Annotated in this window: 12 protein-coding genes; 4 read left to right on the forward strand and 8 right to left on the reverse strand. The window is 71.4% G+C overall.

Annotated features, from left to right (window positions below):
• Positions 1–96: 96 nt before the first annotated feature.
• Together LG396_RS02450 and LG396_RS02455 are read right to left on the reverse strand one after the other, a co-directional pair.
• Positions 97–1,209, reverse strand: coding sequence for a flotillin family protein (locus LG396_RS02450; protein ID WP_100299970.1), 1,113 nt, complete (start codon positions 1,207–1,209; stop codon positions 97–99).
• Positions 1,210–1,219: 10 nt separating this feature from the next.
• A complete protein-coding gene (locus LG396_RS02455) occupies positions 1,220–1,471 on the reverse strand; it encodes an NfeD C-terminal domain-containing protein (RefSeq protein WP_037753549.1) in 252 nt (83 codons plus the stop codon).
• Between the two features lie 147 nt (positions 1,472–1,618).
• On the opposite strand from LG396_RS02455, the gene nth reads away from it, so the two are divergent.
• The 3 genes from nth to LG396_RS02470 all read left to right on the forward strand — a co-directional run bounded on the left by nth (position 1,619) and on the right by LG396_RS02470 (position 4,506).
• On the forward strand, positions 1,619–2,449 hold the full coding sequence (gene nth, locus LG396_RS02460; RefSeq protein WP_225793380.1) for an endonuclease III: 831 nt from the start codon (positions 1,619–1,621) through the stop codon (positions 2,447–2,449).
• Between the two features lie 137 nt (positions 2,450–2,586).
• Positions 2,587–3,294 carry an NUDIX hydrolase gene (locus LG396_RS02465; RefSeq protein WP_018841331.1) on the forward strand — a complete coding sequence of 236 codons (708 nt, stop codon included), beginning with the start codon at positions 2,587–2,589 and terminating at the stop codon, positions 3,292–3,294.
• 12 nt (positions 3,295–3,306) lie between these two features.
• Positions 3,307–4,506 carry a MarP family serine protease gene (locus LG396_RS02470; protein WP_037753557.1) on the forward strand — a complete coding sequence of 400 codons (1,200 nt, stop codon included), beginning with the start codon at positions 3,307–3,309 and terminating at the stop codon, positions 4,504–4,506.
• A gap of 411 nt (positions 4,507–4,917) precedes the next feature.
• Here LG396_RS02470 and LG396_RS02475 read toward each other — a convergent pair whose 3' ends face one another.
• The 5 genes from LG396_RS02475 to LG396_RS02495 all read right to left on the reverse strand — a co-directional run bounded on the left by LG396_RS02475 (position 4,918) and on the right by LG396_RS02495 (position 12,679).
• Complete coding sequence (locus LG396_RS02475) at positions 4,918–5,844, reverse strand: alpha/beta fold hydrolase (protein WP_225793381.1); 927 nt, start codon at positions 5,842–5,844, stop codon at positions 4,918–4,920.
• The gene (locus LG396_RS02480; protein WP_018835857.1) at positions 5,841–6,329 is read right to left on the reverse strand and encodes a phage holin family protein; all 489 of its coding nucleotides are present in this window, start codon (positions 6,327–6,329) and stop codon (positions 5,841–5,843) included. Before LG396_RS02480 ends, LG396_RS02475 begins: the two co-directional genes overlap by 4 nt.
• A 116-nt stretch (positions 6,330–6,445) precedes the next feature.
• The gene (gene nhaA / locus LG396_RS02485; RefSeq protein WP_225793382.1) at positions 6,446–7,843 is read right to left on the reverse strand and encodes a Na+/H+ antiporter NhaA; all 1,398 of its coding nucleotides are present in this window, start codon (positions 7,841–7,843) and stop codon (positions 6,446–6,448) included.
• A gap of 282 nt (positions 7,844–8,125) precedes the next feature.
• Positions 8,126–10,081, reverse strand: coding sequence for an acetate--CoA ligase (gene acs, locus LG396_RS02490; protein ID WP_027768409.1), 1,956 nt, complete (start codon positions 10,079–10,081; stop codon positions 8,126–8,128).
• Between the two features lie 123 nt (positions 10,082–10,204).
• Positions 10,205–12,679 (reverse strand): SulP family inorganic anion transporter, encoded by a 2,475-nt coding sequence (locus LG396_RS02495; protein ID WP_225793383.1) that lies wholly within the window; start codon positions 12,677–12,679, stop codon positions 10,205–10,207.
• A 444-nt stretch (positions 12,680–13,123) separates the two neighbouring features.
• On the opposite strand from LG396_RS02495, the gene LG396_RS02500 reads away from it, so the two are divergent.
• Complete coding sequence (locus LG396_RS02500) at positions 13,124–14,287, forward strand: polysaccharide deacetylase family protein (RefSeq protein WP_308190057.1); 1,164 nt, start codon at positions 13,124–13,126, stop codon at positions 14,285–14,287.
• Here LG396_RS02500 and LG396_RS02505 read toward each other — a convergent pair.
• On the reverse strand, positions 14,275–15,306 hold the full coding sequence (locus LG396_RS02505) for an ATP-binding protein (RefSeq protein ID WP_225793384.1): 1,032 nt from the start codon (positions 15,304–15,306) through the stop codon (positions 14,275–14,277). The two genes, LG396_RS02500 and LG396_RS02505, sit on opposite strands and share 13 nt — an antisense overlap.
• Positions 15,307–15,368: the final 62 nt, after the last annotated feature.

Genomic DNA, 15,368 nt, shown 5'->3' on the forward strand with positions numbered 1-15,368 from the left:
AGCCGTACGCGGGGGAGGAAGCCCGGGCCGCCCGGACCCGGGCCGACGCTTCCGAGGGTCTGTCGTTTGGGTCGTGTCGGACCCAAACGACAGACCCTAGCGAGCCTGCCTTTCGTCCTCCGGTGACCGCTGCTGCGGCATCGTGTTCCTGACGGAGTCCAGGATGCTCAGCCCCTGGCCCACCAGCCCCGCCGTCAGCTCGCCGAGCCCGTCGGCGCCGTTCAGGACGTTGATGTTCGCGCCCTGCAGGCCGGCCGCGGCCCGTTCCACGATCTTCGGAAGCTGGTCGATCAACTGCTGGTCCAGCGCGACCCTGTCGTACGAGGACGCCGCCTCGGCCTGGATCTTCATCCGCTCCGCCTCGGCGAGCGCCAGCACCCGGACCCGTTCGGCCTCCGCCTCGGCGGGCTTGACCACCTCCGCCTGCAACTCCTGCTGGCGGAGCCGGGCCGCGCGCTCGGCCAGCTCGGTCTGCGCGGCGAGCACGTCCTGCTGGGCGTGCGCCTGCGCCAGCGGCCCGGCCTGAGCCGCCTCCGCCTCGACGCGGCTGACCTCGGCCTGGTACTGCGCCCGCACCATGGCGGTCTGCCGGGCGTACTCGGCCTGCTTCCGCGCGGACTCCTGCTCCGCCTCGGACGCCTTCTGCGCCGCCTGCGCCTCGGCGATCTTCGCCTCGCGCTGGATGGCCGCCTGATGGGGCGCCGACATGGCCTTGATGTAGCCGGTGTCGCCGTCGTCGATCGACTGGATCTGGAACGAGTCGACGATCAGGCCGATCCGGCCCATCTCGCTCTTGGAGGTCTCCACCACCTCGGAGGCGAGCTTCTGCCGCTCCGTGACGATCTCCTCGACCGTCATCGAGCCGATGATGGCGCGCAGGTGCCCGGCGAAGATCCGCCCGGTCAGCACCGACATCTCCTTCTGCTCGGAGAGGAAGCGCTGCCCGGCGTTGACGATGCTCTCGATGTCGTTGCCGACCTTGAAGGCGATCACGGACCGCACGGTCAGGGGGATGCCCTGCCTGGTCACGCAGTACTCGGCGACCTCGGACTCGTGCATCGCCAGCGACAGGAAGCGGGTCTTGCGGAAGATCGGTAACACGAACCTGCCGTGCCCGACGACGACGCGGAACGGTGCTCCGTCCCGCCGGCGCCTGCCGCCCGACACGAGCATGGCCTGGTCGGGGGCCGGAACGCGATAGCCGAACATGCTTACCTCCTCACTCCACGGGGCCGGTGCCGCCGGTCAGCTCGTCCAGCGGATCGGCCCACGCGATCACGGTGACCTGGCGACCGCCGCAGTACTCGGTGACGAGCACCTCCGCGCCTTGCGGCAGCGGCTCGGCGGACCAGGCGAGAAAGGTCTCCGTGCCACCCCTGACCCGCACCAGCACCTCGCCGGGGCCGGCGGATCCGCGGGTGGGGATGACGAGAACGCCCAGACAGCCGATCACGGCGTCGTCAGGCACCATCGATGGATCCCCCTCCATCACCCTGCTCGCGACGTTCATGCGTACCCTACTCACGACGACGGTCGCTCAATCTTGGTTTCGTTCCCCCGGGAGGGGGCCCCAGCGGTTTCGCTCTTCGGTGTCAGTCGGGGCCCGTAGGCTGGGCCCATGGCGAAGAGTGGCAAGGCAGCGCCCGCGGCCGGCGGCCGCGCGACGGTGCGCAAGGCGAAGCCGGCGCCGACGCGGACGGGGCTGGTGCGGCAGGCCCGGCGGATCTACCGCGAGCTGGCCGAGGTGTATCCGTACGCGCACCCGGAGCTGGACTTCGAGAACCCGTATCAGCTGCTCATCGCCACGGTGCTCTCCGCCCAGACCACCGACCTGCGGGTGAACCAGACGACGCCCGCGCTCTTCGCGAAGTACCCGACGCCCGAGGACCTGGCCGCGGCCAACCCCGAGGAGGTCGAGGAGCTGATCCGGCCGACCGGGTTCTTCCGCGCCAAGACCAAGTCGATCATGGGTCTTTCGCAGGCCCTGCGGGACGACTTCGGCGGCGAGGTCCCGGGGAACCTGAAAGACCTGGTCAAGCTGCCGGGCGTGGGCCGCAAGACGGCTTTCGTCGTCCTCGGCAACGCCTTCGGGGTCCCCGGCATCACGGTCGACACGCACTTCGCCCGGCTCGTGCGGCGCTGGAAGTGGACCGAGCAGACCGACCCCGAGAAGATCGAGCAGGAGGTCGGGTCCCTCTTCCCGAAGAAGGACTGGACGATGCTCTCGCACTACGTGATATTCCACGGCCGGCGCATCTGCCACGCCCGCAAGCCCGCCTGCGGCGCCTGCCCCATCGCCCCGCTCTGCCCTGCGTACGGCGAGGGGGAGACGGATCCGGAGAAGGCGCAGAAGCTGCTGAAGTACGAGAAGGGCGGCATGCCCGGGCAGCGCCTGAAGCCCCCGCCGGACTACCCCGGGAAGCCGGCGCCCCCGCTGGGCGCCGCATGACGCGCGCACGCGGAACGCCCGGGGGACCGGGCGGCGGCGCGACCGCGGGGGCGGCGCGTGGCACGGCGGACGAGGCGGCGCCCGGCGCTCCGGCGCGCAGGGGGGCGGTTGAGGCGCGCGGTGAAGCGGACGGGGGCGTGCGCGGCGGCGCGGAAGCCGCGGGCGCCCCGGACGGGCGCCCCGTCGGCGTCAGCGACGCCGGGCTGCCCGGCTGGCTGGCGCCGGTCGCCGACGCGGCCCGTACCGTACGGGCAGAACAGCTGAGCAGCTTCCTCCCGCCCGACGGCGACGGCGGCCGGCCCGCCGCCGTGCTCGTCCTCTTCGGCGACGGCGACGACGGCCCCGAGCTGCTGCTCACCGAGCGGGCCAGCTCCCTCCGTTCGCACGCCGGCCAGCCCTCCTTCCCCGGCGGCTCCCTCGACCCGGAGGACGGCGACCCCGCGGGCGAAGGCCCGCTGCGCGCCGCGCTGCGCGAGGCCGAGGAGGAGACCGGGCTCGACCCGGCGGGCGTGCAGGTGTTCTCGGTGCTGCCCCGGCTGTACATCCCGGTCAGCGGCTTCGTCGTCTCGCCCGTGCTCGGCTGGTGGCGCGAGCCCAGCCCCGTCGGCGTCGTCGATCCGGCCGAGACGGCCCGGGTGTTCAGCGTCACCGTGGCAGACCTCACCGACCCGGCGAACCGCGCCATGGCCGTCCATCCGCGCGGCCACCTGGGCCCCGCCTTCCTCGTCGGCTCCGCGCTGGTCTGGGGTTTCACCGCCGGCGTGATCGACCGAATCCTGCACCTGGCCGGGTGGGAGCGCCCGTGGGATCGCGAACGCCGGGTGCCGCTCGACTGGCACGCATGAGACGGTGACCGGGTGAACGTGCTGGACATCCTGCTGGTGGCGGCCGCCGTGTGGTTCGCCGTTGTCGGCTATCGCCAGGGCTTCGTGGTCGGTGTCCTGTCCGTGTGCGGCTTCGTCGGCGGCGGACTGCTGGCCATCTATCTGCTGCCCGTCATCTGGGACTTGGTGACCGACGGCGCCGCCCTCGGCCCGACGGCCGCGTTCGGCGCCATCGTCCTCGTCCTCATAGCGGCCTCGGTGGGCCAGGGACTCACCACCCACCTCGGCAACCAGCTGCGGCAGTACATCACCTGGTCCCCTGCCCGCTCCCTCGACGCCACCGGCGGCGCGCTCGTCAACGTCGTGGCGCTGCTGCTCGTCGCCTGGCTGCTCGGGACGGCGCTGGCGTCGACGACGCTGCCGACCGTCGCCCGCGAGGTGCGCGCGTCGAAGGTGCTCAACGGCGTGGCCGAGGTGATGCCGAAGAGCGCCGACACCTGGTTCGGCGAGTTCAGTTCCGTGCTGTCGGAGAACCGCTTCCCGCAGGTCTTCGCCCCGTTCCAGAGCGAGCAGATCACGAACGTCCCGGCGCCCGACCCGGCGCTCGTGGGCAGCCCGGTGGTGGAGCAGGCAAGGAAGAGCATCGTCAAGGTCGTCGGCACGGCCCCGTCGTGCGGCAAGGTGCTGGAGGGTACCGGCTTCGTCTTCGCGCCGCAGCGCGTGATGACCAACGCGCACGTCGTCGGCGGCGTCGACGAGCCCACCGTGCAGATCGGCGGCGAGGGCCGGCTCTACGACGCCGAGGTCGTGCTCTACGACTGGGAGCGGGACATCGCCGTGCTGGAGGTCCCCGGACTCGGCGCCCCCGCCCTGCCGTTCGACCAGGACGACGCGGGGCGCGGCGACGACGCGATCGTCGCCGGCTTCCCGGAGAACGGCGGCTTCGACGTACGGGCGGCGCGCGTGCGCGACCGTATAACGGCCAACGGCCCGGACATCTACCGCCGCGGCACGGTCAACCGCGACGTCTACTCGCTCTACACCCTCGTCCGCCAGGGCAACTCCGGCGGCCCGCTGCTCAACCCCGAGGGCGGCGTCGTGGGCGTCATCTTCGCCAGGTCCATGGACGACAAGGACACCGGCTACGCACTGACCGTCGACGAGGTCCGCGACGACATCGAGCGCGGGCGCACGGCGTCGCAGCGCGTGGACAGCGACAGTTGTGCCATGTGAGATGCCGGAGGTCCGGGGGCGGAGCCCCCGGAGCCCGCGTCGGGACCGGCCCGGACGGAGCCGCTCAGTGCACGCGCCGCAGCCGGGCGCTCATCCAGCGGGCCCGGCGGCGGAGGATGTGCGGGATCCCCAGACGGAGATCCGCTTCGCTATGCGCCGCGGCGCCCCGGAGCGGTCTGGCGTCCGAGGCGGGGGCGCGGTGGGTTCCTACGTCGTTGTAGTCATGCGTCCAACCCATACCCCGGATCCTCCCCCCGCCGGGCGGCCGGTAATCGCCCTTTCCCGGGCCCATCGGCCTATGCAACGTGCAAGTGACGGGCGCCCTTCCGGCGACGGCGGCGCGGGGTCCGCGGCGCGTCCGTGGCGGAGGGTGCGCAACGGGCGGTGGACCGGCCGTTGAGCTGCGGTGGTTCAGCGGTCGGGCTCGGGATCCCGTAGCCAGCTGACGAGTTCGGTCGTGAACGCGACCGGGTCCTCCTCGTGCGGGAAGTGCCCGAGACCGTCGAAAAGCCGCCACCGGTACGGCGCTTCGACGTACGCCACCGAGCCCGCCGCGCTCCGCGTGCGCATCACCGGATCGAGGGATCCGTGCAGGTGCAGCACCGGCACCCGTACCGGCAGCTTCATCCGGCGGTAGAACTGTATGCCGTCCGGCCGCCCCAGCGACCGTACGAGCCAGCGGTACGGCTCAACCGAGCAGTGCGCCGTCGAGGGGACGGTCATCGCGCGCCGGTAGATCTCCAGGGCCTTGTCGTCCGGCTGCCGCGGCCCCGACCAGGTGCGGATCAGCCGGCCGGTCAACGCGGCGTCGTCGGCGACGAGTTGCCGCTCGGGAAGCCAGGGGCGCTGGGCGCTCCAGACGAAGGAGCCCGCGGCACTCTGCCGCGGGTCGGTGAGCATCGCGGAGCGCCAGCGGCGCGGGTGCGGCATCGAGGAGACGGTCAGCCGGCGGATCAGCTTGGGCCGCATCACGGCGGCGGTCCAGGCTAGGTAGCCGCCGAGGTCGTGGCCGACGAGGGCGGCGTCCGGCTCCCCGAGGGAGCGGATCACGCCGGTGACGTCGAGGGCGAGGTTCGCGGGGTCGTAGCCGCGGGGCGTGCGGTCGCTGCCGCCGACACCGCGCAGGTCCATGGCCACGGCGCGGTAGCCGGCCTCGGCGAGCGCGGGCAGTTGATGCCGCCAGGTCCACCAGAACTGCGGAAACCCGTGCAGCAGCAGCACCAGCGGCCCCTCGCCCATCTCCACGATGTGGAAACGGGCGCCGTTCGCCGCGACGTCCCTGTGGGTCCAGGGGCCCTCGATGTGGACTGCCGGGTCGACTGGCGACGGTGCCGTCATGACTCCGAGCGTGCCACGCCCGCGGCCGGCTTGCGTCGGTCCGCCGGATGACCTCGGCCGCGCAGCGAGTCGGAGATGACGGTGGCGGTTTCCTTGGTCGAGTTCATCGCGCGCTCCGGCTTGCGCATCTGGCGCATCTTGGCGATGCCCCACAGCGCGGCGAGCGCGCCGAGCAGCACGTGGACGCCGAAGACGATGAGGAACGACCAGGCGAGGTGGAGGCCCAGGGCGTGCAGCCCGTACGCGGCCGCGAAGCTGAGCACCGGGATGCCGAAGAGGACGAGGACGCCGGCGACGCCCAGGGCGGCGCCGCCCGCGCCGGCCCGCTTGATGTCCTCCCGCGTCTCCGCCTTGAGCAGGGCGATCTCGTCGTGGAGCAGTGCGCTCAGGTTGGTGGTGGCGGTCGAGACGAGCTGCCCGAGGCTCTGCTGCCCGTCGAGGTGGGCGTCGGCGTCGAGGTCGACGCCCACTGTCGTCTTCGCCATGCCGACCTTCGTCGTCGTGGCGTTCGCCGTGCTGCTCGCGTCCGCGGCCGTCCGGCTTCCTGCTGCACCGTTACCGGCTGCGCTCATCGTCCGTCCCTTCGCCGCCTGAAGTCACATCATGCCCGACGGTCACCCGCCTCGCCGGGCGGGTGGCCCATTTCGGCACGCCTCCGGTGTTCCGCGGCCTTTGCCTCGTGGATCGCGGCCATCCGGAGGTGGTATTCCGGGTCGTCCTGCTGATACATGTCCGGTATGCCGTCCATGTCCTCGTCGCGCTCGTCCTCCACCGCGATCGCCTTGTAGCGATTGTCGCGGATCTTGAGCAGGACGCACGCGAGTACGGCGGCTATGAAGGAGCCGGTGAGCACCGCCGCCTTGGTCTCCTCGGCGAGGGCGGCGTCTTCCGTGAAGGCGAGTTCGCTGATGAGCAGCGAGACGGTGAAGCCGATGCCGGCCAGCGTGGCGACGGCGAACACGTCGGGCCACCTCAGTGCCGGGTTCAGCTCTGCCCGGGTGAACCGGGCGGCGAGCCAGGAGCCGATCGAGATACCGAGGATCTTGCCGAGGATGAGGCCGAGCACGACGCCCAGGGGCTCGGGGTCGGTGAACACGCCGCCCAGCGAGTCGCCGTTCACGGCCACCCCGGCTGCGAAGAACGCGAAGACGGGGACGGCGAGGCCGGCGGAGATCGGGCGCATCTGGTGTTCGATGTGCTCGCCGGGCGAGACCTCTTCGCCCGGTCGGGTGGTGACGCGCAGCATCAGGCCCATGGCGACGCCCGCGATGGTGGCGTGCACGCCACTGGCGTGCATGAGCGCCCAGATGACCAGGGCCAGCGGTACGTACACGTACCAGCCGCGGACGTCGTGGCGCTGGAGGAACCAGAAGAGGACGAGGCCGGCGACGGCGAAGCCGAGGGCGACGAGGTTGATGCTGGCGGTGTAGAAGATCGCGATGATCAGGATCGCGAAGAGGTCGTCGACGACGGCCAGCGTCAGCAGGAAGGCGCGCAGGGCGGAGGGGAGGTTGCTGCCGATGACCGCGAGGACGGCGAGGGCGAACGCGATGTCGGTGGCGGTGGGGATGGCCCAGCCGCCCAGGTCGCCGCGGCCGGCGTTGACGGCGACGTAGAACAGGGCGGGGGTGGCCATGCCGCAGAGCGCGGCGACGATGGGCAGCGCGGCTGCCCGCGGGTCGCGCAGCTCGCCGTCGACCAGCTCGCGCTTCAGCTCGACGCCGACGACGAAGAAGAAGATCGTCAGGAGCCCGTCCTTGGCCCAGTGGGCGAGGTCGAGGCGCAGGTCGAGCGCGGAGGGGCCGAAGGTGAAGCCCTTGATGTCCTCGTACGTGCCGCTGAGGCCGCTGTTCGCGAAGACGAGGGCGATGACCGCCGCGGCCAGCAGGATCAGTCCGCCGACGGTCTCCGTACGCAGGGCCTCGGCGAGGAACTTGCTCTCTTTGAGGGACGGCCTGCGCAGGAACTGGGACTGCTGAGGGCGCTGGGGCGCGGTCATGACGAGGCCTCCCGGGCGGTGGGCGACGGATACACGGGTGCTGTGTGCCGACCAGACTTCCCGGCGCGCCTCAGGGTTTTATCGCTTTCTTCACATGTCTCCGCCACCCTACAGGGCGGCACCAGTCGATCAACCTGGGGTAATACTACGACCAAAAAGGGATATAAGGTGCGGCTGGACGGTGCGGCTGCCGGCGACAGGGTGCCCCCGCCGCCGGCGCCGCTGACCGCGCGCCCGGGCCGCCTGCGCGGGGCCGTACGGCCCTGCGCGGCCCGTCCGGTCTCAGTCCTCCGAGGCCGCGCTCGGCAGCTTGGCCTGGATGAGGTCCATGACCGAGGTGTCCGTCAGCGTCGTGACGTCGCCCATCTTCCGGTTCTCGGCGACGTCCCGCAGCAGGCGGCGCATGATCTTGCCCGAGCGGGTCTTGGGCAGCTCCGCGACAGGCAGGATCCGCTTCGGCTTGGCGATCGGGCCCAGGGCCTTCGCCACGTGCGCCCGCAGCTCCTCCACCAGCCCGTCCGCCTCCTCGGCGCCGCCGCGCAGGATCACGAAGGCGCAGATGGCCTGCGTGGTCTGCGGGTCGGTGGCGCCGACGACGGCGGCCTCGGCGACCTTGGGGTGCGAGACAAGGGCGGACTCCACCTCGGTGGTGGAGATGTTGTGCCCGGAAACGAGCATGACGTCGTCCACCCGGCCCAGCAGCCAGATGTCGCCGTCGTCGTCCTTCTTGGCGCCGTCGCCCGCGAAGTACCGGCCCTCGAAGCGGGACCAGTACGTGTCCTTGTAGCGCTGGTCGTCGCCCCAGATCGTCCGCAGCATCGACGGCCACGGCTCCGTGAGGACCAGGTAGCCGCCCGAGCCGTCCGGCACCTCGCGCGCCTCGTCGTCCACGACGGTGGCCTCGATGCCGGGCAGCGGCACCTGCGCCGAGCCGGGCTTCGTGCTCGTCACGCCGGGCAGCGGGCTGATCATGATGCCGCCCGTCTCGGTCTGCCACCAGGTGTCCACGACCGGGGTGCGCCCGGCGCCGATGTGGTCCCGGTACCAGATCCACGCCTCGGGGTTGATCGGCTCACCGACCGAGCCGAGCACTCGCAGGCTGCTCAGGTCGAACTTGGCCGGGATCGCGTCGCCCCACTTCATGCAGGCGCGGATCGCGGTGGGAGCGGTGTAGAAGATCGAGACCTTGTACTTCTGGATGACCTCCCACCAGCGGCCCTGGTGCGGGGTGTCGGGCGTGCCCTCGTAGAGCACCTGGGTGGCGCCGTTGGAGAGCGGGCCGTACACGATGTACGAGTGGCCGGTGACCCAGCCGACGTCGGCCGTGCACCAGAACACGTCGGTCTCGGGCTTGAGGTCGAAGACCGCGTGATGGGTGTAGGACACCTGGGTGAGGTAGCCGCCGGTGGTGTGCAGGATGCCCTTGGGCTTACCCGTGGTGCCCGACGTGTAGAGGATGAAGAGCGGGTGCTCCGCGGGGAACGCCTCGGGGGTGTGCGTCTCCTCCTGCCGGTCGACGACGTCGTGCCACCACACGTCGCGGCCCTCGGTCCAGGCCACGTCCTGGCCCGTACGCCGCACCACGAGGACGTTGCGCACCTGCTCGGTGCGCTCCACCGCCTCGTCCACCGCGGGCTTGAGCGCGGACGGCTTGCCGCGCCGGTACCCGCCGTCGGCGGTGATGACCACGCGCGCGTCCGCGTCGGCGATCCGGGTGGCGAGCGCGTCGGCGGAGAAGCCGCCGAAGACCACCGAGTGGGGCGCGCCGACCCGGGCGCAGGCCAGCATGGCGACGACGGTCTCCGGGATCATCGGCATGTAGATCGCGACCCGGTCGCCGGTCTGCACGCCCAGCTCCACCAGCGCGTTGGCCGCCTTGGCGACGTCACGCTGCAGTTCGGCGTAGGTGATCGAGCGGGAGTCGCCCGGCTCGCCCTCGAAGTGGATCGCGACGCGGTCGCCGAGGCCGGCCTCGACGTGCCGGTCCACGCAGTTGTACGCCACGTTGAGCGAGCCGTCCTCGAACCACTTCGCGAACGGCGGGTTCGACCAGTCGAGCGTCTTGGTGGGCTCGGTGGCCCAACTGAGCCTCCGGGCCTGCTCCGCCCAGAAGCCCAGCCGGTCCGCACGTGCCTGCTCATACGCCTCCGCCGTGACGTTCGCGTGCGCGGCCAGCTCGGCTGGCGGCTCGAACCGGCGCTCCTCCTTGAGCAGGTTGGCCAGGCTTTCGTTGCTCACGACATCTCCCTTTCCAGGATGTCCGCCTCAGTCCCGCGCCTAGCTCATCAGGCGCGGGGAGGGCGTGACAAGGGCCTGGGGATAAAATGGTTTAGACCTGTGGGTACCCGCAGGCGCCGTGTGCTAACGGACATCGGCGGCGGCCCGCCCCGGAAGCGCGGCCGGGCCGGGGCGTACCGCCGTGAAGTCGCCCTGCGCGCCCAGCACATAAGCTTGCGCCTCGCCGACGTGGAAGTACATGCCGTGCAGGCTCAGCGAGCCGTCCGCCAGCCGGCGGCGCACGCACGGGTGCCGACGCAGATGGTCCAACTGCTGCGCGACGTTGGCCAGGCTCACCCGCTCGGCGTCGTCCGCGTACGGCCGGGAGACGATCCGGGGGCCGTCGGCCCGGGCCCGCGCCAGGCTCGGCAGCCCGTGCCGCAGCCAGCGCCGCAGCGGAGTGGGCGGTACGCCGGCGTCCCCGGCGTCCCCGCGCGCGGCCTCCTCGTCGAGCAGCGCCTGCACCGCGCCGCAGCCGGAGTGCCCGCACACCGTGATCGACTCGACCCGCAGCACCTCGACCGCGAACTCGATCGCCGCCGCGACGGAGTCGTCGGGCAGGGCCGCGTCGGCGTCGTCTCCGGTTCCGTCCGGCAGCGGCACCAGGTTCCCCACGTTCCGCACCGTGAACAGGTCGCCCGGCCCGCTCGACGTGATCATGCTCGTGACCACCCGGGAGTCCGCGCAGGTGAGAAAGAGCTGGGTGGGCCGCTGCCCCTCGCGGGCCAGCCGCGCCAGCTCCTCGCGCACCCGCGGCGCGGTGTTGCGCTGGAAGTTGCTGATCCCGCTGAGCAGCCGGTGCGCCGGGGCGTGCCGCTCCGGCGTCGTGACACAGCAGTGGTTGCGCCACGGTGACCAGGGAGTGCAGTGGTGCGCGGTGGCCGGCTCGGCGATGCGCCGGCCCGTGGCGGCGGTCAGCTCCGCCGTGCCGCCTTGCGCGATGTGCGCCCGGCGCCAGTCCTGCAGCGTCTCGAACGCTGCGTGGTCCATGAACGAGCCGGTCAGCTCCACCTCCACCGTCGCACCCGGCGGTACCTGCGCCAGCACCCGGCTCAACCGCGGCACGGCAAGGAAGGTGAGCTGCCCGCGCACGTGCACGAGATACGTGTCCTCCGGTGCCTCCCCGGTCCCGTCCGCCGCTTCCGGCGCCGCGCCCCCGTCGTGGCGGTGCAGCGTCACCTTCGTACGGGACAGCCGGTGCAGCGACACCGCCACCGCCACGGCGATCCCCACGGCGACGCCCTCGAGAACGCCCAGCATCACGACGCCGGTAACGGTCGCCGCGTAGACGAGGACCTCCCGGTGCCGGCGCACCGAGCGTACGTGGCTGATCTTCACCATCTGGATGCCGACCACCATCACCAGCGCCCCCAGCGCCGCCAGCGGGATCAGTTCCAGCAACCCCACCAGCAGCAGCGACGCCAGCACCACCCACACTCCGTGCAGCACGGTGGACCGGCGGCTGACCGCACCGGCCGCGACGTTGGCCGAGCTGCGCACCGCGACGCCGGTGACCGGCAGCCCGCCGAGCAGGCCGGCGACGAAGTTGCCGGCACCCTGTGCGCGCAACTCCCGGTCCAGGTCGGCGCGCGGTACGGGCCGCTCGTCGCCGCGGGCCCCCGCCAGCTTGTCGACCGCCACCGCGGACAGCAGCGACTCCACGCTGGCCACGAGCATGATCGTCAGTACCGCCGCCACCAGCCCCAGCGCCGGTCCTTCGGGCATCCCCGCGAGCGCGTGGTTGCTCCACGACGGCAGGTCGACGCGCGGCAGCCGCAGTCCGGCGACGGAGGCGAAGCAGGTCGCGAGCACGATGGCGGCCAGCGCCCCCGGTACGTACCGCACCGGACCCGTGCCCCACCCGCTCAGCCGCGGCCAGCCCAGCAGCACGACGATGACGACAGCGCTCACCGACACCGCCCCCAGGTGCAGGTCGGCGAACCGGCCGGGCAACGCCAGGGCGTTGTCGACCGGCGAGCTCTGCGGGCTGCCGCCCAGGACGATGTGCAACTGGGCCAGTGCGATGGTCACACCGATGCCCGCGAGCATGCCGTGCACGATGGCCGGGCTGACCGCCAGCGCGGACCGGGCCACCCTGAGCGAGCCGAGCACGAGTTGGGCGAGACCTGCGAGGGCGGTGATGGCGCAGGTGGTGCGCCAGCCGTACTGCTGGATGAGGTCGGCGGTGATCACGGTCAGACCGGCTGCCGGCCCGCTGACCTGCAGCGGAGCCCCGCAGATCAGGCCGACGACGATGCCGCCCACGGCCGCGGACAGCAGCCCGGCCTGCAGTGGTGCCCCGGTCGCCAGCGCGATGCCGAGGGAGAGCGGCAGGGCGATGAGGAAGACGGTCACGGAGGCGGAGAGGTCCGCGACGAAGGGCCGCCGGGTGGCGGTGCGTTCGGGAGGGGCGGCGGGCCCGGGGACGGCGGTGTGCGGTCCGGACCGCGTGGGTTCGGGGTCTGCCGTGTGTTCCGGGTCGTGTTCCGGTTCGGATTCCGGGTCCTTCGCGCGCTCGGCGGGAGGGCTTCCCAGGGGGGTCGGGCGTCCTGCGGGCATGTGGCGTCTCCTCGGTGTGGAGGGGGCGTCGTGCAGCACGGGCACACGGGTTACGTCACACAGTGTGACGGTTCGGTGACCCTCAAGGTCAAGTAAACGAATCGTAATGCCACGTAAAGAGTGAGCGAAGCGTTTTGCGCTGGACGGCCCACTTCTCCCATCCATCGAGTGAATACAGAGAGATAATCTGAATTCCTGGTTATCCCTCTTTCTGAGCGTGCCGTGAGAAATCGCGTGTGCATTCGGCCATTCGTGTCAGTGCGTCCCTGGCGGCGTCGGGAAGAGGTGGGAGCTTTGTTCGGAACATGGCGGGCGACCGTGGGAATCTGCGGCGTTCTCGCACTGGGAGGTGTGGCGGTCGCGGGCTGTTCTCCCGGTACGGGATCGGACGGCGATTCGCGGGGTTCGGGCAGCGACGACGCGGCACCCGGCAACGGCCGGCCGATGAAGCTCATCGGCGACGGCTCCACGGCCTACACCGGCGCCCAGCCCAACCAGCCCACGGTCAGCCGGATGACGGCGGGCAGCAAGCCGCCGCAGTTCGTCGTCTTCTCCTGGGACGGGGCCGGCGAGGACGGCCAGCGGCTCTTCTCCCACTTCCGCAAGGTGGCGCGGGAGAACGACGCGGCCATGACGTACTTCCTCAGCGGCGTCTACGTCCTGCCCCGGGAGAAGCGCATGCAGTACGCGCCCCCCGGCCACGCCCGCGGCGCCTCCGACATCGGCTACCTGGACGAGGAGGAGGTCGCGGCCACCCTGGAGCAGGTCCGCGGCGCATGGCTGGAGGGCAGCGAGATCGGCACCCACTTCAACGGCCACTTCTGCGGCCGCACGGGCGTCGCGAGCTGGTCGAAGGAGGACTGGAAGAGCGAGATCGCGCAGGCCAAGCAGTTCGTGCAGCAGTGGAAGACGAACACCGGCCGGAAGAAGGCGGACCCGCTTCCCTTCGACTACGACAAGGAGCTGGTCGGCGGTCGCGCGCCCTGCCTGGAGGGGCAGGAGAACCTCATGAAGGCCGCCAAGGAGATGGGTTTCCGCTATGACACCAGCGGTGTCAGCAGCCAGGTGTGGCCCAAGAAGAAGGAGGGCATCTGGGACCTGTCGTTGCAGGAGGTCCCGTTCCCTGGCCGCGCCTTCGAAGTCGTGAGCATGGACTACAACTTCATGGCCAACCAGTCGGGCACCGCCTATGCGCCCGCCGCCCAGCACGAGGCCTTCGAACGGCAGATGCGCGAGGGGCTACTGGCGGGTTTCGAGCGTGCGTACACGACCAACCGCGCGCCCCTCGTCATCGGAAACCACTTCGAGAGCTGGAACGGCGGCGCGTACATGCGTGCCGTAGAGGACACCATCAAGACCGTCTGCAAGAAGAAGGACGTGCACTGCGTCTCCTTCCGGCAGTTGGCGGACTGGCTGGACGCCCAGGACCCGGCGGCGCTCGCCCGGCTGCAGACCCTCGACGTGGGCGAACAGCCGGCGAAGGGCTGGGAGAAGTTCCTGTCGGCGCCCGCGAAGCGCGGCAGCGCGCAGCGCGCCGACGGACCGGCGGGGTCCGCGCAGAAGGACCACGCCGGCACCGCGGACGCCAAGCAGGGTCAGGCGGGCTGAGGGGCGGCGGCCCCACCCCGTACGGCCTGCTCGGGCTGTGCGGGTTCAAGGTGCGCGGTCTCGCCCAGGACGAAGCCGGGGTCGATCTGGTCCCTCAGATCGGCCCCGGTCTTCGCGTTGCCCCAGCTCTCCGCGTTCCTGCGGTGGAAGTGCACCATCTGCTGGGTGTAACGGGCCCAGTCGCGCCGCTCGTACGAGGCGTCCACGGCCCCGTACAGCTCCCGCAGGACCTGCGCGGCAGGTTCCTCCAGCATCGCGAACGCCGGCGGGCGGCCCTTCTCCATCGACCGCACCCAGTCGGAGTGCGGGAAGGCGGCCAGCAGGTCGGCGCCCACCTCCGCGCGCAGGAACTCCAGGTCGTCCGGGCCCTGCACCTTGTTGCCGACGACGCGCAGCGCGACGTCGAAGTCGCGGGCGTACTCCTTGTACTGGCGGTAGACGGAGACGCCCTTGCGGGTCGGCTCGGCAACAAGGAATGTCATGTCGAAGCGCGTGAACATACCGGAGGCGAAGGAGTCGCTGCCCGCCGTCATGTCGACGACGACGTACTCCTCGCGCCCGTCGACCAGGTGGTTGAGGCACATCTCCACCGCGCCGGTCTTGGAGTGATAACAGGCGACGCCGAGGTCGGCCTCGGTGAACGGGCCGGTGACCATCAGGCGTACGGAGCCGTTGTCCAACCGCACGGGGCGGGCGCACGCGGCGTACACCGGGTTGTCCCCGGTGACCGTGAGCAGGCGGGAGCCCGCGCCGGGGGGTGTCGTTTTGATCATGCCGGCGGCGTCCGCGATCCGCGGGTTGGTGCCGCGCAGGTGCTCCTTGACAAGCGGGAGGTGGGCGCCGAGCGCGGGCAGCCGGGCCGCCTCCTCCTCGTCGAGCCCGAGGGCGGCGCCCAGGTGCTGGTTGATGTCCGCGTCGACGGCGAGCACGGGGCGGCCGGTGCCGGCGAGATGCCGGACGAAGAGGGACGACAGGGTGGTCTTGCCGCTGCCGCCCTTTCCCACGAAAGCGATCTTCATGTTCAGAAACGGTAGCGGGATCTTGCCCCGCGGTCAGGGAAAGGGCTGGACAAGTCCACCCC

The organism is Streptomyces aculeolatus (assembly GCF_020400605.1).
In the GTDB taxonomy this organism is placed as follows: Bacteria; Actinomycetota; Actinomycetes; order Streptomycetales; family Streptomycetaceae; genus Streptomyces; species Streptomyces aculeolatus.